Source organism: Nocardioides flavescens (assembly GCF_009823805.1).
Classification (GTDB): Bacteria; Actinomycetota; Actinomycetes; order Propionibacteriales; family Nocardioidaceae; genus Nocardioides; species Nocardioides flavescens.
Genome location: NZ_WUEK01000011.1, coordinates 1 through 17805 on the forward strand (window position 1 = coordinate 1; position 17805 = coordinate 17805).

Below are 17805 nucleotides of genomic sequence, written 5' to 3' on the forward strand. Positions count from 1 at the left end.
GCAAGGTCCCACCCATCACCCGGTTGACCAACCTGGCTGGACATCACAGCTAGCGACCGTCTCGAAACCGCTCGACCTCAGGTAGTGGTTTCGAGACAGGACTCCGTCCTTCCTCAACCACCGGACCGGATGGTCAGGCGACGGGGAGGGGCTCCGGCCGGGCGACGGGCGCCGGGTTGAGCAGCCCCTCGCGCTTGGCGACCCAGAGGGCGAGCGCGATGGTGGTGGCGATGGTGAGCACGTTGGTCGGCGGCACCGTGAGACCACGGACGAGGACGTAGGTGTCCGTCGAACTGCTGGTCAGCACCCAGAGCATGATGCTGCCCTTGAGGATGAGGACGGTGCCCCACAGCGCGGTGAGCCCGGCGAAGAGGCGGCGCACGCCCGGGCGGGCCGCGACCTCGTCGTCGAGCGGGTAGAAGTCGGGGGCCATGCGGGCGATGATCGGCTTGCTGCTCAGCAGCGTCATCAGGAACGCGATGCCGATCGCCACGTCGGTGAGCACCGGCTGCAGGAAGTACAGGAACGGGCTGTGCGCCGCGATCGACACCATCGTGCGCAGCGTCAGCACACCGGCCGCGAGCACCAGCAGCCCCGAGACCGGGCGGTGGGTGGCGCGGCGCCAGATCAGCGCGCCGTAGGTCCAGGCCAGGGCCGCGCCCATCGCGGGCCAGACGCCCCCGACGATGAACAGCGAGTAGAACAGCACCCCGGGGATCAGGCAGCCCACGCTGATGCTGACGGTGGTGCGGCGCGCGACTTCGCGCAGCAGGACACGTCGCTCCGAGCAGGTCATGGTCACATCACAGTCGCACAGATTCCTGAGCGTTGCCCCATCGCTGTCCACAGGCCGAAAGGCCGACGACCGGTCTGGCGCGTCGTGTCGTCTGCCGGCCACACTGCCGGCATTCGTGGCCCGTCGAGCACTGACCGCAGCTACTCTGCGGACGACTGCGCGGCGCCCGGTCCGCCGCTCGGCAGCTCGATGCCGCAGGCGGCCAAGGCCGCCTGGACGTCGGGGTCCGAGGCCAGGTCGCTCATGCCGCCGGGCCCGCCTGGGCCTCCCGACGGCGCCCCCGAGGGCATGTCTGTCGGCATGTCTGTCGGCATGTCGGTCGGCCGGTCCGTGGGTACGTCCGTGGGCACGTCGGTCGGCAGGGCATCGGCGAGTCCCGCCGCCTCGAGGCAGCTCTGGATCGCCTCGAACTGCGACCCGCCGCCCTGAGGCGCGCCGGAGGCGGCGCCACCGGAGGGGGCGCTGCTCGCTGTCCCGGTGGAGACGGTGTCCGAGCTGTCGTCGGAGCCGCACCCGGCCAGCGCGACCGCGAGCAGCACCGCGGCCGGAGCGGCGAGGAGCCGTGTCGAGGTGGTGCGGGGCAGGAGGTGGTTCATCGCTTCTCGTTCCTGGTGGTGGGGTTCAGCGGACGGTGACGGAGGTCGCGGTGACGAGGCCCTGGGCGTCGGTGGTGCCGACGACGGAGACGGTGGTGCCGGCGCCGACTCGCAGGTCGGCCGTCACGACGACCTGGTGAGCGGTGCCGCCGAGGTCGGTGACGGTCCAGGTCGTGCCGTCGGTGGCGGTGACGGTGCCGATGACGGCGGGCGCGTCGTCCTGAGACGGGGTGGTCGTAGAGGACGCGGAGCCCGTCGACTCGGTGTCCGTCGACGCAGCACCGGGCGGTCCGCCCTGGCCCATCCGGCCCATCGCTCCCGCCGCACCCGTCGCGCCGCCTGCGGGGAGCGCAGCCGTCGTGGACCCCCATCGCTGCTGCACGGTGGCGCCGGCGCAGAAGACGCACGAGGCGAGGAGCAGTGCCACGAGCAGCCGCCTCACGCGTGAGCGTCGTGGCGGCTCGGCGAGCCAGGCCTCGTCGTCGGGACGGTCGGTCGGGTCGGTCACGGTGGTCCTCACTCGTAGCGCAGGGCGTCGATGGGTCGCAGCGACGCGGCCCGGTGGGCGGGGTAGAAGCCGAAGACGAGGCCGATCAGCACGGCGACCCCGAACGCCAGCGCCACGGAGTACGGCGCCACGACGGGCTGCACACCGACGATCTCGAAGCGGGAGCCGACGAGACCGGCGACGACCCCGAGGAGCCCGCCCAGCAGGGACAGCAGCACGGCCTCGACCAAGAACTGGCCGACGATGTCGCCACGCCGGGCACCGATCGCCTTGCGGATGCCGATCTCGCGGGTCCGCTCGGTGACGGTCACCAGCATGATGTTCATGACGCCGATGCCGCCGACCAGCAGGGAGATCGCGGCGACCGCCCCGAGCAGCACGGTGAACGTCTTGTTGGACTCGGTGGCGGCCTCGAGGAACGACGAGGCGTTGGAGACCGAGTAGTCCCGGTCGTCGGACGTCACGCCGTGCCGACTGTCGAGCACGGCGTAGAGCTGGGTCTCGGCGAGGTCGACGGTGTCCGCCGAGCTCGCCTTCACGACGATCGAGCCGAGGGCGCCGTAGCCGGACAGGGTGTCCTGCACCGCGGTGGCCGGGGCGACGACCCGGTCGTCGGAGTCGGTGGGCCCGGTGCTGCCCTTGCTCTCCAGGATGCCGACCACCTGGAACTCGACGCCGTCGAAGGTCACGGTCTCCCCGACCAGCGCGTCGACGTCGTCACCGACCAGGTCCTCGGCGACCGACGTCCCGACCACGGCGACCCGGGCGTGCGCCTCGTACTCCGCGTCGGTGAACGCGCGCCCGTCGGTGACCGAGGTGTTGTCGATGCGCAGGTAGGTCGGAGTGCTGCCGGTGAACGTCGACACCGCGTGCGAGGCGCCGTCGTAGGCCGCGGTCACCGACGAGGCGCTGACGACCGGCGCGACGCCGAGCACCGCGGACGCGTCGCCGTCCTCGGCGGCCTGCCAGATGGCCTCGGCGTCGGCCATCGTGAGCTCGGGGGTGCGGGTCGAGGTGGCGTTCTGGCTGGTCGAGTCGGCGGAGCCGCCCCCGCCGGGTCCGCCGAAGCCACCCCCGCCGCCACCTCCGCCGCCCCCGCGCCCGCCGGCGGCGGTCGAGCTGGCGGAGACCGTGAGCGTGTTGGTGCCGAGGCTGCTGATCTGGTCCTGCACGGCGCGGCTCGAGCCGGTGCCGACCGCGACGAGCACGATCACGGCCGCCACCCCGATCAGGACTCCGAGGGTGGTCAGCAGTGACCGGGGCTTGTTGGCCGTCACGCCCTGCCAGGCGAACCGGAGCACCTCGCGGACGTTCATCCGGCCAGCGCCCGCTGCGACCGGTCGGACACGACCACCCCGTCGCTCATCCGGATGACCCGGCGAGCGCGTTCGGCGACCTCGTCCTCGTGGGTGATGACGACCAGGGTCCGTCCCTCTGCGGCGAGCTCGTCGAAGAGGTCGAGCACGTCGGCGGTGCTGCGGGTGTCCAGGGCGCCGGTCGGCTCGTCGGCCAGGAGGAGGACGGGGTCGGTCGCGATGGCGCGGGCGACCGCGACCCGCTGCTGCTGCCCGCCCGAGAGCTCCGAGGGGTGGTGGCGCACCCGGGCGGAGAGCCCCACCCGGTCGAGCGCGGCGAGGGCCCGCTCGCGACGCTCGGCGGCCGGGACGCCGGCGTACGCCAGCGGCAGCTCGACGTTGCGCAGCGCAGACGTGCGGGCGATGAGGTTGAAGCTCTGGAAGACGAAGCCGATCTTGCGGTTGCGCACCCAGGACAGCTGCCGGTCGTCGAGGCGGCGCACGTCGACCCCGTCGAGCAGGTAGCGGCCGGTGGAGCCCGTGTCGAGGCAGCCGACGATGTTCATCAGCGTGGACTTGCCCGACCCCGAGGCGCCCATGACGGCGACGTGCTCGCCCCGGCGGATCACCAGGTCGACGCCGGCGAGGGCGTGCACCTGGGCGTCGGCCGTGCCGTAGGTCTTGGTCACGCGCTGCAACTCGATGACGGGCCCGCTCACGGTCCGCCCACCCCGCCGCCAGGAGCGCCACCGCCGGGGGCACCGCCGCCGCCCGCACCGGGGAACGTGAACCCGCCCGTGCCGGAGTCGTCGCTGGCGGCCACCACGACGCGGTCGCCGGGCTCGAGCCCGCTCAGCACCTCGGTGTCGGTGTCGCCGTGCACACCGGTGGTCACCTCCACGGTGCGGGTGCTGCCGTCGTCGTCGAGCACGGAGGCCGTGGTGCGGTCGCCGACCGTCGTGAGCGCCGAGCTCGAGACCCGGGTGACACCGTCGGCCTGGCCCGTGGTGACGACGACCTGGACGGTCGCCCCGAGCCGGACCCCGCGGTGGCGGGCGAGCCGCACGGTGACGCCGTACTCCACGACGTTGTTGGTGACGGTCTGGACGGTGTCGACGTGGGTGACCTCGCCGGTGAGCTCGGTGTCGCTGGCCTCGAGGGTGACCGTGGCCGCCTGACCGACCTCGACATCGGCGATGTCGGCCTCGGCGACGTACGACGTCACCTCGAGCGCGTCGGTGGAGGTGAGGGTCACGAAGCCCGAGGTGCTCGCCGAGGTCGTGTCGGAGGTGGACGTCGACGAGCCCGAGGAGCTGGACGAGCCCGACGAGCTCGTGGACTGCCCGACGCTGCCGTCGATCGCGGCCACGGTGCCCGCGATCGGCGCCCGCAGCGTCGTCTCGTCGAGCGCCTCCTGCGCCTGGTCGACCGTGATCTGCGCCTGCTGGACCGACGCGCGGGCGGAGGCCAGCTCACCGTCGGTCGCTCCCTCGGCGTTGACCGCGACCTGGGCGCGGGTCGAGGCGAGCGAGGTGCGCGCTGCGGCGACGGACTGCTCGGCCTGCGCGATCTGCTGGCGGGCCTGCAGCAGGCCCGACTCGCGCTCGTTGCGGGCCTGGGTGAGCGCGGTGCGCGCGGCCGCTCGGTCCTCGGTCGTCGTGGCTGCGGCGAGGGCCCGCTCGGCCCGGGTCACGGCGGCATCGAGCTGGTGCCGGGTCACGGTGAGGCTCTGGCGGGCCTGGGTGAGGCTGAGCGCCGCGGCGTCGAGCTGTTGCTGTGAGGAGCGGACGGACGCCTCGTCCTGCACGGTCTCGGCCTGCGTGCGGCCCGCCGCGACCGTGTCGTAGCCCGCCTGGGCCGCGTCGAGCGAGGTGTTCGCGAGGTCGAGCGCCTGCTGCGCCTCGGTCGGGTCCACCCGCGCCAGCGCCTGGCCTGCGGTGACCTCGTCACCGACGTCGACCAGGATCGCCGTCACCGTGCCGCCGTCGCCCTCGAACGACACGGCGGCGGTGCTCTGTGCCTCGACGTTGCCGCTGGCCGAGACCGTGGCCTGCACCGAGCCGGTGTCGACTGTGACGGTTTGCGCCGTGGTCGCCGCGACCGGGTCGCCGCCGTCGACGACCCGGAAGGTCATCACCCCGACAGCCACCAGGGCCAGCACGATCACGGCGTTCACGACCCAGCCCCGGCGCACCCGCGCCACCACACCTCTCACGGCCCGGACTCCATCGTGCGCACCCGTCAGGAACCCCGCAGCAGCCTGTGCGGAGGGTGTGAGAGGGGGGCCGGGCAGGCCATGATGGGCGCATGGCAGACCCCCGCGCCGGACAGCTCGCGCAGCCCCAGGACCTCGTCGACGTCCCCCACCTGGTGACGGCGTACTACACCGGCGTGCCCGACCCCGACGACGTCGACCAGCAGGTCGCGTTCGGCACCAGCGGGCACCGCGGCTCGTCGCTGCGCACGGCGTTCAACGAGACCCACATCCTGGCCACGACCCAGGCGATCTGCGACTACCGCCGTGACCAGGGCTACGACGGCCCGCTCTTCATCGGCCGCGACACCCACGGCCTGTCGGAGCCGGCCTGGGCGACCGCGCTCGAGGTGCTCGCCGCCAACGACGTCACCGTCCTGGTCGACGACCGCGACGCCTACACCCCGACGCCGGCCGTGAGCCACGCGATCATCCGCGCCAACCGCGGCAAGTCGCTCGACGGCGGCTCGGGGCTCGCCGACGGCATCGTGGTCACGCCCTCGCACAACCCGCCGAGCGACGGCGGCTTCAAGTACAACCCGCCCCACGGCGGGCCGGCCGACACCGACGCGACGGCGGTGATCGCGAAGGCAGCCAACGCCTACATCGCCGCGGGCCTCGACGGCGTGCGTCGGGTGTCGTTCGCGAAGGCCCGCGCCGCGGCCGCGGCGTACGACTTCCTCGGCACCTACGTCGACGACCTGCCCTCGGTGGTCGACCTCGACGCGATCCGCGAGGCGGGGGTGCGCATCGGCGCCGACCCGCTCGGGGGCGCGTCGGTGCACTACTGGGAGGAGATCGCCACCCGCCACCGCCTCGACCTCACGGTGGTCAACCCGCTGGTCGACGCCACCTGGCGGTTCATGACCCTCGACTGGGACGGCAAGATCCGGATGGACTGCTCCTCGCCGTCTGCGATGGCCTCGCTCATCACCCGCAAGGACGACTTCTCCATCGCGACCGGCAACGACGCCGACTCCGACCGCCACGGCATCGTCACCCCCGACGCCGGACTGATGAACCCCAACCACTTCCTCGCCGTCGCCATCCAGCACCTGTTCGGCGGCGCGCGCCCCGACTGGCCCGAGTCCGCCCGCATCGGCAAGACGCTGGTCTCCTCCTCGATGATCGACCGCGTCGCGGCCTCCCTGGGCAAGCCGATGGTGGAGGTGCCGGTCGGGTTCAAGTGGTTCGTGCCCGGCCTCATCGACGGCTCGTTCGGCTTCGGCGGCGAGGAGTCCGCCGGCGCGTCGTTCCTGCGGATGGACGGCAGCACCTGGACCACCGACAAGGACGGCATCATCCTGTGCCTGCTGGCCTCGGAGATCCTGGCCCGCACCGGCCGCAGCCCGAGCGAGCACTACGCCGACCTGGTCGCCCAGCACGGCGACCCGGCGTACGCCCGCGTCGACGCCCCCGCCACCCGCGAGCAGAAGGCCGCGCTGTCGGCCCTCAGCCCCGACGCGGTCACCGCCACCGAGCTGGCCGGTGAGCCGATCACCGCCAAGCTGACCGAGGCGCCCGGCAACGGCGCCAAGATCGGCGGGCTCAAGGTGACCACCGAGTCGGCGTGGTTCGCGGCCCGTCCGTCCGGCACCGAGGACGTCTACAAGATCTACGCCGAGTCGTTCCGCGGCCCCGAGCACCTCGCCGAGGTGCAGGAGGCCGCCCGCGAGGTGGTCTCCGCCGCCCTGGGCTGAGGTGGTTTCGAGACAGGACTTCGTCCTTCCTCAACCACCGACCAGGACCGACCCGGTGGTTGAGGAGGCCGGCTACGGCCGTCTCGAAACCACCCGACGGGCTCAGAGGTGGTCGGGGACGATCAGGGCGTCGGGGTCGGCCCGCGGGGGCACGTGGGAGAGCGCGAGCTGGACGAGCGCGACGCGGGCCTTGACGACGACGGTGCGCTTGATGCCGCGGGCGGGCTCGGTGAGGCGCTCCTCGACCGCGGCGGCGATCTCCTCGTCGGTGTACGTCGGCCGGGTGCCGACCGCGACCTCCTGATCGGGCAGCGCCACGAGCACTCCGAGCAGCTGGTCGCCGAGGCCGTCGAGGAGCTGGAAGCGCTGGAACTTGCTCAGCTCCTCCCACGCCTCGTCGGCCGTGCGCCGGCCCTTGCGCACCGACTTGTCCTGGGCCGCGAGCACGCTCTTGGCCGCCCCGGTGAGGGCGAGGGTCAGCTCCCGCTCGGTGAACCGCATGGGTCCAGCCTCTCGCACCGGTCCCAGGTTGCACCGCGCGCCCGGATGGGCATGCTGTCCGACATGCGCCCCGTGACCACGCTGCTCCTCGCGGCCACGCTGCTACCCCTCACCGCCTGTGGCCTGATCGGTGCTGACGACGTGGAGCCGGGCGAGGTGGTCCGCGCCCAGGAAGAGGCCATCGACACCGGCGCGACCGGCACGCGTGAGCTCGAGCTGCAGCTGCCGGAGGGCCGGTTGACGGTGACCGTGGGTGCCCCCCTCGACGAGGTCCCTGCGGCCGACACCCTGGGCGAACGCGACCTGAGCCCGGCAGGCGGGGCCCGCCTGGTCCCGGTGACCTGGGAGGTCGACTCGGCCGGCACCTCGACGTTCCAGCGCTCGGTGGCCGGGCCGGGCACCGCTCCCGCCTCGCTCTCGCTCGTCGCCGGCGACGAGCCGACGGTGATCGACGACCGCTGGCGGCGCACCGGGGCGGCCTACGTCGCCGTCCCCGCCGACGGCGACCTGTCGGTCGCGATCGACTACGACGGTCTGACCCAGCGCGCCAGCGTCGACGGTCAGGACCGGGAGGTCCCGGCGATCGCCCGGTCCCTATACGACGCGCCGGACGAGCCGGCTGACCAGGCCTGTGCGGACGTCGTCGTCACCGGCGTCGCCGAGGTGACGCAGGTCGACGCCCCCGCGCTGAGCTGCCGCCTCGCGCTCGGCGAGGCGGCGTACGTCGCGGGACCCGGCTGGGCCGATGACGTGCCGTGGCGAGTCGTGGAGGTGAGCGTCGACCCTGGTGACGTCACCGCGCCCGACGGCTCGACCTACGCCGCGACCTCCGCGGAAGAGACCATCACGCTGAACGGTGCCGAGCCCGTCGCGACCGTCTCGACCGTCGGCACCACCGACGACGGCCTCGGTGAGGGCGTGGTCGTGTTCCCCGGCGGCGCCGCCGCCTCGGAGGTGGGCATCAGGCGGACCTTCGCGCTCACGAAGGTGTCGGGGTCCGGTCCTGCGAACGCCGCGATGACGGTCTCCAGCACCACCGCGGTCGGCTGAGACCGAGAACCGGTCAGCTCGGCTTCCAGGGCCCGTTGATGTTGCCCTTGTCGAGGTCGGAGTAGTCGGGCCACTGCTTGCCCGGCAACCCGCGCTCGCCGAAGGTAGCGGTGAGGCTGTCCCAGTCGCCGGCGCGGCCGACGTTGAGGTCGATCATGTACTGGTTGGTGTCGGTGAGGATCGTGGTCGCGGACGATCCTGCCGCGGCGATGACCTTGATCGCCGTGCCCGCGCCGGCGGTCGGCCAGTTGCCGACGTTGCCCAGCTCGCCGATGAGGCCGACGACGTCGGTGGCGAGGTCGAGGACGTTCTGGAGCTGCTTGTTCCAGAACGACAGCAACTCGACGGCGTGGTCGTCGAGCAGATCGGCGGCGTCCTTGAGCATGTCGGACATGCCCTGGATCGCCTCGAGCTGGGAGGTCGACATGTTGGTGTAGGCGATGTAGGCGTTGCCGGACCAGCTGTCGGCCAGGTAGGCGTTGGCCTGCTCGACCTTGCCGTGCTGCTCCCCGAGAGCAGTGACGGCGTCCTTGTAGGCACTCGAGATGCCCGACATCTTCAGCGGGTCGCCGAGCATCGAACCGACGTCCTGACGGATCTGCCCGGCGACCTTGTCCCAGAGCTCGCTGATCTCCTTCATCTTGTCCTCGCACTGCTCCTTGAGGTGCTTGCCGAGGAAGTAGCCGGCGAGACCGCCGGTGAGGCCGCCGATGAGGTCGAGGTGGGAGGTGACGCTCGTGGCCACGGCCTCGAAGTACTGACCGATCTTGGCGCTGACGTCGTCGAGCGCGTCGTCGATCTGGGTGAGGAAGACCTCGGGGTCCTTGCTGGGCTGGGCCACCTCAGGCTCGCTTCCTCAGGGATCGGAAGTTCTCACCCTGGGTCGTGTCGGTGTCCTCGAAGTCGTTGGCCACCTCGACCAGTCCGTCGGCGAGTCCCTGGGTGATCCAGTGCCCGTCGGCAGCGGCGTTGACCAGCGCCTGGTTGAGGTGCATGTGCAGCGTCCCGCTGACCTGGAGCATGTCGTACTTCCCGAACAGCCCGGGGTAGCCCCAGCCCTCCTGGATGCCGTCCCACACGGTCTTGAGGGTGCCGGCCACGTCGTCCCAGACCTTCGATGCGTCGAGGAGCTCCTTCGCGTCGACGCTGAAGCCGCCGCTCGGCGGGTGCGGCTCGCCGTAGCCGGTCGGGTTCTCGGGGACGTTCCAGTCCGGAGGGTTCCAGGGCGAGGGCTGGGTCGGGTCCAGAGGGAAGGGGAACGGGAAGGTCACGCGCGTTCATCTCCTGCGTCCGAGGCTGCCTGGAACGCCTCGCGCAGCGCGTAGCGCAGCATCGAGGCCTGAGTGGTGCGGAGCCAGCCCGCGTCGACGACGACGGACTGGAGACCGTCGATCCACCCCAGGACGACGGTCACCTCTCCCTCGCGCGAACGACCGGTGCTGGTGCGGTCCAGCCGCTCGTCGACGGCGATGGCGAGGGGACCCCGACGGGCCACCGCCGCGCGCAGCTCCTCGACGGAGGTGCGCTCGACGCGGCGCACGGGTGGCACCGAGACCGTGACACGGCCCTCGAGCAGAGCGCGGCCGGTCTCGAGATCCCTCTCGTCGCCTTCCTCCGCGAGCTGACGGGCCTCAGCGGCGAGGTGCTCCCACATCGCACTGGCGATCGCGGCCCGCAGGGCGGACTCCAGGACGGCTACCTGGCGCAGCTCCTCGGGCACCTGCTCGACGGCGACATCGCAGACCCAGCCGGTGCGATCGACCAGGAGCCGCAGGCTCCCGGTGACGTCCTGGCCCCAGCGGGGCTCGAGGTCGAGCGGCCGGTCCGGACGCGCCAGCCCTTGAACCCTCAGCCGGGCCTGCATGCCCGGACGCACTGCGGTGCTCATCTCGGTGCCTCTCCACCGGGGGTGCCGGTGCTGCGGGACGTCGTGGTCTCCTGCCGTCATGCCCATCTGGTCTGCGACCAAACGCGCCCGCCCCGCACCCTAGGGTGGTCACCGTGACGGTCATCGAGACGGTGCAGCTCACCAAGAGCTATCCGTCGGTGACCGCGCTCGACCACCTCGACGTCACCGTCGGCCCCGGCGTCACCGGCCTGGTGGGCGCGAACGGCGCCGGCAAGTCGACGTTCATCAAGATCCTGCTGGGGCTCGTCGAGCCCACGAGCGGGAGTGCGCGGGTGCTGGGCCACGACGTCGTGGGCGAGGGCGCCGCGATCCGCGCCCGGGTCGGCTACATGCCCGAGCACGACTGCCTACCCGCGGACGTCTCCGCCAGTGACCTCGTCGTCCACCTCGGCCAGATGTCGGGGCTGCCGTACGCCGCCGCCCGCGAGCGCGCCTCCGACGTGCTGCGCCACGTGGGGCTCGCCGAGGAGCGCTACCGGCCGATGGGCGGCTACTCCACCGGCATGAAGCAGCGCGCCAAGCTCGCGCAGGCGCTCGTCCACGACCCGCAGCTGGTCCTGCTCGACGAGCCGACCAACGGCCTCGACCCGTCCTCGCGCGACGACATGCTGGCGCTGGTGCACCGGATCGGCCACGAGTTCGGCATCGCGGTGCTGGTCACCTCGCACCTGCTCGGCGAGCTCGAGCGGGTCTGCGACCACGTCGTCGTGCTCGACGGCGGCCGGCTGCTGCAGGCCTCGGCGACCGCGGACTTCCTCGGCGCGACCGGCAGCCTGCTGGTCGAGGTGCAGGGCCCGACCGGCGCGGACCGGTTGCTCGGCCAGGCGCTCGTCGACGCGGGGTACGCCGCCCGACCGGCCGAGGGCACCCTCGTCGAGGTCGACGTGCGCGACGACGCCACCCGCGACGTCGTGCGCGACCTCGTGGTCGACCTGGGGCTCGGCCTGGTCCGGATGCAGGAGCGCCACCACCGCATCGAGGACGTGTTCCGTGGCTGACTCTTCCGACGGGCGTCCGAGCGGCGTCATCCACGACCTGGGTTACCGCCCTTACGCCGGGCCGCGACTCGGCGGCCGCGAGATCGCCTGGTCGTTCTTCGTCACCGGGTTGCGCAACACGTTCGGTCTCGGCCGCTCGGGGCGCTCGAAGGTGCTGCCGATGACGCTGTTCGCGATGATGCTGCTGCCGGCACTGATCCTGGTCGGGGTGCTGGTGCAGGCCAAGGACGTCCTCGGCCTCGACGCGCAGATCGTGAGCTACTCGACCTACCCGCTCACGACGCAGCTGCTGATCTCGGTCTTCGTCGCCGCGCAGGCGCCGGCGCTGATCTCGCGCGACCTGCGGTTCCGCTCGATCACGCTCTACCTCGCCCGCCCGATGCCGCGCACCGTCTACGTCCTGGTGCGGCTCGCCTCGCTGGCCGCGGCGACGCTCGTGCTGATCGGCGTGCCGTTGCTGCTGCTCTACCTCGGCGGGCTGCTGGCCGACCTGCCGGCCGGGCGCGAGACCGGGAGGTTCCTGGGCGGGATGCTCGGCGCGGTGCTGCTCGCCCTGCTGCTGTCGTGCCTCTCGGCGCTGGTCGCGGCGCTCACCGTGCGCCGCGGGCTCGCCGTCGCCGGGGTGATCGTGGTGCTGCTGGTCAGCTACACCGTGGTCACCACCGTGCAGGGCATCGCGGTCGGCACCGGCCACCCCCGCGTCGGCGAGGTCGCCGGGCTGTTCTCGCCGTTCACGCTGGTCAACGGGGTGCAGCGCGCCCTCTTCGACGTCCCCCGGGCGACGCCGACGCCGCCGGCGGGTGCCGCGATGGGCGCGCTCTACGTAGCGGTCGTCGTCCTCGTCGTCGCCGGCAGCGTCGCCGCGCTGCTGGCGCGCTACCGGAGGGTGTCGCCGTGAGCAGCATCGTGGTCGACCACGCCTCGCGCTGGTTCCGCAACGTCGTCGCGCTCAACGACGTCTCGATGACGATCGGGCCGGGCGTCACCGGCCTGCTCGGGCCCAATGGCGCCGGCAAGTCGACGCTGATCGCCCTGATGTCCGGCTTCCTCGCGCCGTCGTCGGGGTCGGTGACGCTCGACGGCGAGCCGCTGTGGCGCAACGAGCAGGTCTACCGCCGCCTCGGGCTCGTGCCCGAGCGCGAGGCGCTCTTCGACCACCTCACGGGGCGCCAGTTCGTGGTCGCCTGCGCCGAGCTGCACGGCCTGGCCGACGCCGGGGCCGCGGCCCAGCGGGCGATCGCCACCATCGAGATGAGCGAGGCGCAGGACCGCTCGATCTCGACGTACTCCAAGGGCATGCGGCAGCGGATCAAGATGGCCTCCGCGCTCGTGCACGACCCGGCGGTGCTGCTGCTCGACGAGCCGTTCAACGGCATGGACCCGCGCCAGCGGCTGCACCTGATGGAGCTGCTGCGCACGATGGGCGCCGAGGGGCGCACGGTGCTGTTCAGCTCGCACATCCTCGAGGAGGTCGAGCAGGTGGCCCGTCACATCGAGGTCGTCGTGGCCGGACGGCACGCGGCGTCGGGTGACTTCGGCGCGATCCGGCGGCTGATGACCGACCGGCCCAACCGCTTCGTGATCCGCTCCGGCGCCGACCGCACGCTGGCCTCCGTGCTGCTGGCCGACTCCTCCGTGCGCGGGGTGCGGCTGCGGCCCGAGGGCGGGCTCGAGGTCGAGGCCTCCGACTTCGGCCGGTTCAGCGAGGTGCTCCCGCGGCTGGCCCGCGAGCACGCCGTGCGCCTGCACGAGGTGACGCCGACCGACGAGTCCCTGGAGAGCGTCTTCTCCTACCTGGTGTCGTCGTGAGCACCTCGTCCCGCGCGCCCGTCCACCCCACGGTGGTGCGCCTCGGCGTCCGCTCGGTCTTCGGCCGCTGGCGCGGGGTGCTGCTCTTCGCGCTGCCGGTCGTGCTGCTCGCCCTGGCCGTGCTGGTGCGGGTGCTCGTCGGTCAGGACCGGCTCGCCGCGCAGAGCACGCTCTACGGTCTCGGCCTGGTCGTCATCACGCCGCTGGTCGCGCTGCTGGCGACCTCGGGGCTGCTCGCGCCCGAGATCGACGACGGCTCGATCGCCTACCTCCTCGCCACGCCCGTCCCCCGCTGGCAGATCGTCACCAGCAAGCTGGTCGTCGCCCTGGGCTGCGTCGTGGCGTTCGCCGCGGTGCCGATGCTGGTCGCCGGGCTGGTGCTGCGCAGCGACGACCCGACCCTGGCCCTCGGGTTCGGCCTCGGCGCACTCGCCGGCGGCGCGGCGTACTGCGCGGTCTTCGCCTGGCTGTCGGTCCTGACCCGCCACGCGATCGTGGTCGGGCTGATCTACCTGCTGATCTGGGAGGGCCTGCTCGGTGGCCTGCTCGCCGGCATCCGGTGGCTCAGCATCAGCCGCTGGTCGGCCGAGCTCGTCGACCGGGTGGGCGGGGTCTTCCTCGTCGACGACCTGCCTGCGGCGTACGCCGTGGTCGCGCTGGTGGTCGTCATCGTGCTGGCGACCTGGCGCACCGGCGTACGCCTGCGGGCGTTCAACCTGACCGGCGACGAGTAGCCGCCGGTCAGGCGGGTCCCAGGCTCAAGCGGCCTCGGCGAGCCGGCGCTCCTGCTGCTGCAGGCGGGCGGAGGCGGCGCGGCGGACCTTGGGGCCCTTGGTGCTCATGGCCCAGAGCAGCTTGGTCTGCTCGACCAGGTTGGAGCGGTTGGTCGTGGCGAGCCAGCCGTTGGGCAGCGAGAGGCGCACGACCTTGTGCCACGCCGAGGCGACCTGCTGCGGCAGCGGGGCGGAGTGGTAGTTGAGGTCGTACTTCTCGAACAGCGCCTCGACCTTGGGGGCGACCTCGGCGTAGCGGTTGCTCGGGAGGTCGGGGAAGAGGTGGTGCTCGATCTGGTGCGACAGGTTGCCGGTCATGACGTGCATGGCCTTGGAGCCGGAGATGTTGGCCGAGCCGAGCATCTGGCGGAGGTACCACTGGCCGCGGGTCTCGTCGTCGGGGATCGACTTTTTCTCGAAGGTCTCGACGCCCTCGGGGAAGTGGCCGCACATGATGACCGAGTGCGACCACAGGTTGCGCACGAGGTTGGCGGTGAAGTTGGCGGCCAGCGCCGGCACGAAGCCGCCGAGCGGCGCCGCGAGGGCCGGGTTGACGACGTAGTCCTTGGTGGCCTGCTTGCGGATCTTCTTCAGCGTCTTGGACAGCTGGGCCTTGAACTCGGCGGAGCGCTTCTCCTTGGGGATGCGCAGGTTGCGGCCGAGCTCGAGGTCGTAGGCCGCGATGCCGTACTCGAAGAAGCAGGCGTTGATGAAGTTCCACACCGGCTGGGCCAGGAACATCGGGTGCCAGCGCTGGTCCTCGTCGACGCGCATGATGCCGTAGCCGAGGTCGTTGTCCTTGCCGACGATGTTGGTGTAGGTGTGGTGCACCTCGTTGTGGGCGTGCTTCCAGCCGTCGGCGGTGGAGGCGTTGTCCCACTCCCAGGTGGTCGAGTGAATCTTCGGGTCACGCATCCAGTCCCACTGGCCGTGCATGACGTTGTGCCCGATCTCCATGTTCTCGAGGATCTTGGCGACGCTGAGGCCGACGGTGCCGAGCACCCACAGCGGCGGCAGCGCGGAGCCGAGCAGCACGGCGCGCGAGCCGAGCTCGAGGCGGCGCTGGATCGCGACGACCTTGCGGATGTACGCCGCGTCGCGCTCGCCGCGGTCGTCGAGGACCTCCTGGCGGATGGCGTCGAGCTCGATGCCGATCTGCTCGATGTCCTCGGGGGTGAGGTGCGCGGTCGGGTTGACGGGCTTCTTGGTGATGGCGGTCATCGGCGAGCTCCAATCTCACAATCACCAGCAGCGGCGCTGATGCAGGTCTGGACGGGGACGCCGTCGGGCCCGGTCTCCCCGGGCACGGCGACGGTGAGGGCGCCGTTGCGCAGGTCGCGCACGGCACCGCTCTTGAGCGGGATGACGCAGCCGAAGCAGACGCCCATCCGGCAGCCGCTCGGCATGAGCGCTCCGGCGGACTCGGCGACGTCGAGGATGGGGGTGGCGCCGTCGGCCTCGACCTGACGACCGTCGGGCAGCGTCAGCGTGCCGCCCTCGCCCTCGGCGCCGGCCGTGACGACCTGGGCGCGGAAGCGCTCGGTGTGCAGGGTCTGGCCGCGCTCGTCGTAGTACGTCTCGAGCGCGTCGAGCAGCCCGGCCGGGCCGCAGCCGTAGGCCAGGCGCTCGTCGAGGTCGGGCACCAGCGTGGCGAGGTCGGAGACGTCGAGCAGGCCGTGCTGGTCGTCGTACCGCTCGAGCAGGGTGATGCGACCGGCCGCGCCGTGGGCGCGGAGCTCGTCGCGGAACATCGCGGTGTCGGCGCTCTGGTTGACGTGGACGAGCACGATGTCGGTGCTCGGCGGCACGCGGCGCGAGAACAGGTTGCGCAGCATCCCGATGACGGGGGTGATGCCGGAGCCGGCGGTGACGAGCAGCAGCTTGGCGGGCATCGGCTGGGGCAGCACGAACTCGCCCTCGGCCTGCTCGAGCTGCACCATCCGGCCGACCTGGGCGTGGTGGACGAGGTGGTTGCTGACCACGCCGCCCGGGATCGCCTTGACGGTGATCGAGATGCAGCGGTCGGGGCGCGGACCGTGGGTCAGGGAGTAGGTGCGCCAGAGGCGGACGCCGTCGACGTCGACACCGATGCGGACGTACTGCCCCGGCACGTGACCGGCCCAGTCGCGGCCCGGCTTGATGAGCACGGTCGCGGACTCGGCGGTCTCCGGGGTGATGGAGACGATGCGGCCCTGCAGGCCGTCGCGCCCGCCCCGCAGCGGGTGGAACACGTCGAGCACGTCGTCCACGTCGAGCGGCGTCACGGCCGCGTCGGCGACCCGGCGCAGCACGGAGCGCAGGCTGGTGACGCGTCGCGCGCCCTGCCCGGCGCCGCTGGGGACGGAGATCGATGCCATGTTCCTAGTCTGTTGTGTTCGGGTGCGATGATTCATGACCTGAGGACGTGAACGACCACGTCACAATTGTTCGCAGGGGATGAAAGATGGCTCGTGAACGCGGACTCACCCTCCCCGCCGAGGCCGTGCGGGCCATGCGCACCGAGCTCCCCGACCTCGCCGACGCCGTCGTGGCGGCCATCGTCGAGGAGGTCCCCGACTACCGCGACGCCTTCTCCGGGCCGATGGGCCAGACGATCAGCAACGCGGTGCGGCTCGCGCTCGGCGGGTTCCTGACCCTCGCGGCGCGGCGGCGACCCTCCGACCGGCGTACGACGGTGCTCGCGACGGAGGGCTCCTACCAGCTCGGTCGGGGCGAGGCCCGCAGCGGCCGCTCGACCGACGCCCTGCTCGCGGCGTACCGCATCGGCGCGCGCGTCGCGTGGCGCGACCTGTCGTCGACCGCGGTGCGCCACGGGGTGGGGGCCGACGTGCTGGCGGGGTTCGCCGAGCTGGTCTTCGCCTACATCGACGAGCAGTCGGCCGCCGCGGTGGCGGGCCACACCGACGAGACGGAGACGACCGGGCGGGTGCGCCAGCAGCTGCTCGACCGGCTCACCGAGCTGCTGCTCGAGGGCGCCGCACCCGACGACGTCGCCCGCGCGGCCGAGCGAGCGGGCTGGACCCCGCCCACCACGCTGACGGCAGTGCTCGTGCCCGAGTCGCAGGTGCGCGCCGTCGACGTCTCGACCGCGACGCTGCGCGCTCCCGCGGTGGAGGAGGGCGACGCCCTGCTGCTCGTGCCGGACGCACGGCGCCCCGCCCTGCTGCGCACGCTCGCCGAGCGCGGCGCCGTCGCCGGCCCCGCCGTGCCGTGGCTCGAGGTGGGGCGCTCGGTCCGCCGCGCCCGCCGGGCCCGGGCCCTCGGCCTCACCCTCGACACCGAGGCGCACCTGCCGACCCTCGTGCTCCACGCCGACGAGGACGCCCTCGCCGACCTGCGGGCCCGCGCGCTAGCGCCGCTCGCCGACCTGCGCCCGGTCACGGCCGAGAAGCTCGCCGACACCCTGCGCGCCTGGCTGCTCCACCAGGGTCGCCGCGACGACGTCGCCCAGGCGCTGTTCGTGCACCCCCAGACTGTCCGCTACCGCGTCACCCAGCTGCGCGAGCTCTACGGCGACCGGCTCGAGGACCCCGATACGGTGCTCGCGCTGACCCTCGCCCTGGGATAGTCCGCGACGTTCTGGACGGACGCGGCCCCGGGCGGCGGTGAGTCCTCA

At 72.4% G+C, this 17805-nt stretch carries 18 protein-coding genes and 1 pseudogene; 7 read left to right on the plus strand and 12 right to left on the minus strand.

Features of this window, described 5'->3' with window-relative positions:
* Positions 1 to 133: 133 nt before the first annotated feature.
* The 6 genes from GRQ65_RS16455 to GRQ65_RS16475 all read right to left on the minus strand — a co-directional run bounded on the left by GRQ65_RS16455 (position 134) and on the right by GRQ65_RS16475 (position 5410).
* On the minus strand, positions 134 to 796 hold the full coding sequence (locus GRQ65_RS16455; protein ID WP_160879089.1) for a VC0807 family protein: 663 nt from the start codon (positions 794 to 796) through the stop codon (positions 134 to 136).
* Between the two features lie 140 nt (positions 797 to 936).
* Positions 937 to 1392, minus strand: coding sequence for a hypothetical protein (locus GRQ65_RS22215; protein WP_202388269.1), 456 nt, complete (start codon positions 1390 to 1392; stop codon positions 937 to 939).
* Positions 1393 to 1417: 25 nt separating this feature from the next.
* A complete protein-coding gene (locus tag GRQ65_RS16460) occupies positions 1418 to 1900 on the minus strand; it encodes a hypothetical protein (RefSeq protein ID WP_160879090.1) in 483 nt (160 codons plus the stop codon).
* Between the two features lie 8 nt (positions 1901 to 1908).
* Positions 1909 to 3216 carry an ABC transporter permease gene (locus tag GRQ65_RS16465; protein ID WP_160879091.1) on the minus strand — a complete coding sequence of 436 codons (1308 nt, stop codon included), beginning with the start codon at positions 3214 to 3216 and terminating at the stop codon, positions 1909 to 1911.
* Positions 3213 to 3914: an ATP-binding cassette domain-containing protein gene (locus tag GRQ65_RS16470; protein WP_160879092.1), complete on the minus strand. Its 702-nt coding sequence runs from the start codon at positions 3912 to 3914 to the stop codon at positions 3213 to 3215. The genes GRQ65_RS16465 and GRQ65_RS16470 overlap by 4 nt, the downstream gene beginning before the upstream one ends.
* Positions 3911 to 5410: a permuted SH3 domain-containing protein gene (locus tag GRQ65_RS16475; RefSeq protein WP_160879093.1), complete on the minus strand. Its 1500-nt coding sequence runs from the start codon at positions 5408 to 5410 to the stop codon at positions 3911 to 3913. Before GRQ65_RS16475 ends, GRQ65_RS16470 begins: the two co-directional genes overlap by 4 nt.
* 92 nt (positions 5411 to 5502) lie before the next feature.
* On the opposite strand from GRQ65_RS16475, the gene pgm reads away from it, so the two are divergent.
* Positions 5503 to 7149: a phosphoglucomutase (alpha-D-glucose-1,6-bisphosphate-dependent) gene (gene pgm, locus GRQ65_RS16480; RefSeq protein WP_160879094.1), complete on the plus strand. Its 1647-nt coding sequence runs from the start codon at positions 5503 to 5505 to the stop codon at positions 7147 to 7149.
* A 102-nt stretch (positions 7150 to 7251) separates the two neighbouring features.
* Here the strand turns inward: pgm and GRQ65_RS16485 are convergent, their stop codons facing one another.
* Positions 7252 to 7650 carry a hypothetical protein gene (locus GRQ65_RS16485; protein ID WP_202388270.1) on the minus strand — a complete coding sequence of 133 codons (399 nt, stop codon included), beginning with the start codon at positions 7648 to 7650 and terminating at the stop codon, positions 7252 to 7254.
* A 63-nt stretch (positions 7651 to 7713) separates the two neighbouring features.
* Between GRQ65_RS16485 and GRQ65_RS16490 the strand changes: the two genes are divergently transcribed.
* Positions 7714 to 8700: a hypothetical protein gene (locus GRQ65_RS16490; protein WP_160879096.1), complete on the plus strand. Its 987-nt coding sequence runs from the start codon at positions 7714 to 7716 to the stop codon at positions 8698 to 8700.
* Positions 8701 to 8713: 13 nt separating this feature from the next.
* On the opposite strand, the gene GRQ65_RS16495 is transcribed toward GRQ65_RS16490, so the two are convergent.
* From GRQ65_RS16495 to GRQ65_RS16505, 3 genes are read right to left on the minus strand one after another with little or no spacing between them, the layout of a single operon-like run.
* Positions 8714 to 9541 carry a hypothetical protein gene (locus GRQ65_RS16495; RefSeq protein ID WP_160879097.1) on the minus strand — a complete coding sequence of 276 codons (828 nt, stop codon included), beginning with the start codon at positions 9539 to 9541 and terminating at the stop codon, positions 8714 to 8716.
* A 1-nt stretch (position 9542) separates the two neighbouring features.
* Positions 9543 to 9971: a hypothetical protein gene (locus tag GRQ65_RS16500; protein WP_160879098.1), complete on the minus strand. Its 429-nt coding sequence runs from the start codon at positions 9969 to 9971 to the stop codon at positions 9543 to 9545.
* Positions 9968 to 10588: a hypothetical protein gene (locus tag GRQ65_RS16505; RefSeq protein ID WP_160879099.1), complete on the minus strand. Its 621-nt coding sequence runs from the start codon at positions 10586 to 10588 to the stop codon at positions 9968 to 9970. The genes GRQ65_RS16500 and GRQ65_RS16505 overlap by 4 nt, the downstream gene beginning before the upstream one ends.
* Positions 10589 to 10701: 113 nt before the next feature.
* Between GRQ65_RS16505 and GRQ65_RS16510 the strand changes: the two genes are divergently transcribed.
* The 4 genes and pseudogenes from GRQ65_RS16510 to GRQ65_RS16525 all read left to right on the plus strand — a co-directional run bounded on the left by GRQ65_RS16510 (position 10702) and on the right by GRQ65_RS16525 (position 14150).
* Entirely contained in the window at positions 10702 to 11607 is a 906-nt protein-coding gene (locus GRQ65_RS16510; RefSeq protein WP_337191801.1) for an ABC transporter ATP-binding protein, read from the plus strand.
* On the plus strand, positions 11600 to 12505 hold the full coding sequence (locus GRQ65_RS24095; protein ID WP_202388271.1) for an ABC transporter permease: 906 nt from the start codon (positions 11600 to 11602) through the stop codon (positions 12503 to 12505). Before GRQ65_RS16510 ends, GRQ65_RS24095 begins: the two co-directional genes overlap by 8 nt.
* 62 nt (positions 12506 to 12567) lie before the next feature.
* A pseudogene (locus GRQ65_RS24100) lies at positions 12568 to 13416 on the plus strand (ABC transporter ATP-binding protein); the annotation flags it as partial.
* A complete protein-coding gene (locus GRQ65_RS16525) occupies positions 13413 to 14150 on the plus strand; it encodes an ABC transporter permease subunit (protein ID WP_160879102.1) in 738 nt (245 codons plus the stop codon). The pseudogene GRQ65_RS24100 and the gene GRQ65_RS16525, both read left to right, overlap by 4 nt.
* A gap of 24 nt (positions 14151 to 14174) precedes the next feature.
* Here GRQ65_RS16525 and GRQ65_RS16530 read toward each other — a convergent pair whose 3' ends face one another.
* Both GRQ65_RS16530 and GRQ65_RS16535 read right to left on the minus strand, forming a co-directional pair.
* Complete coding sequence (locus tag GRQ65_RS16530; protein ID WP_160879103.1) at positions 14175 to 15410, minus strand: fatty acid desaturase family protein; 1236 nt, start codon at positions 15408 to 15410, stop codon at positions 14175 to 14177.
* Positions 15407 to 16546, minus strand: coding sequence for a ferredoxin reductase (locus tag GRQ65_RS16535; protein ID WP_160879104.1), 1140 nt, complete (start codon positions 16544 to 16546; stop codon positions 15407 to 15409). The genes GRQ65_RS16530 and GRQ65_RS16535 overlap by 4 nt, the downstream gene beginning before the upstream one ends.
* Positions 16547 to 16632: 86 nt before the next feature.
* Here GRQ65_RS16535 and GRQ65_RS16540 point away from each other — a divergent pair, with 86 nt between their 5' ends.
* Positions 16633 to 17757 (plus strand): PucR-like N-terminal domain-containing protein, encoded by a 1125-nt coding sequence (locus GRQ65_RS16540; RefSeq protein ID WP_160879105.1) that lies wholly within the window; start codon positions 16633 to 16635, stop codon positions 17755 to 17757.
* Positions 17758 to 17805 lie beyond the last annotated feature (48 nt).

Bases quoted from the DNA above. Each gene is read 5' to 3' on its own strand.
- GRQ65_RS16455 (WP_160879089.1), bottom strand. From the start codon at position 796: ATGACCTGCTCGGAGCGACGTGTCCTGCTGCGCGAAGTCGCGCGCCGC.
- GRQ65_RS22215 (WP_202388269.1), bottom strand. From the start codon at position 1,392: ATGAACCACCTCCTGCCCCGCACCACCTCGACACGGCTCCTCGCCGCT.
- GRQ65_RS16465 (WP_160879091.1), bottom strand. From the start codon at position 3,216: ATGAACGTCCGCGAGGTGCTCCGGTTCGCCTGGCAGGGCGTGACGGCC.
- pgm (WP_160879094.1), top strand. From the start codon at position 5,503: ATGGCAGACCCCCGCGCCGGACAGCTCGCGCAGCCCCAGGACCTCGTC.
- GRQ65_RS16485 (WP_202388270.1), bottom strand. From the start codon at position 7,650: ATGCGGTTCACCGAGCGGGAGCTGACCCTCGCCCTCACCGGGGCGGCC.
- GRQ65_RS16490 (WP_160879096.1), top strand. From the start codon at position 7,714: ATGCGCCCCGTGACCACGCTGCTCCTCGCGGCCACGCTGCTACCCCTC.
- GRQ65_RS16505 (WP_160879099.1), bottom strand. From the start codon at position 10,588: ATGAGCACCGCAGTGCGTCCGGGCATGCAGGCCCGGCTGAGGGTTCAA.
- GRQ65_RS16530 (WP_160879103.1), bottom strand. From the start codon at position 15,410: ATGACCGCCATCACCAAGAAGCCCGTCAACCCGACCGCGCACCTCACC.
- GRQ65_RS16535 (WP_160879104.1), bottom strand. From the start codon at position 16,546: ATGGCATCGATCTCCGTCCCCAGCGGCGCCGGGCAGGGCGCGCGACGC.
- GRQ65_RS16540 (WP_160879105.1), top strand. From the start codon at position 16,633: ATGGCTCGTGAACGCGGACTCACCCTCCCCGCCGAGGCCGTGCGGGCC.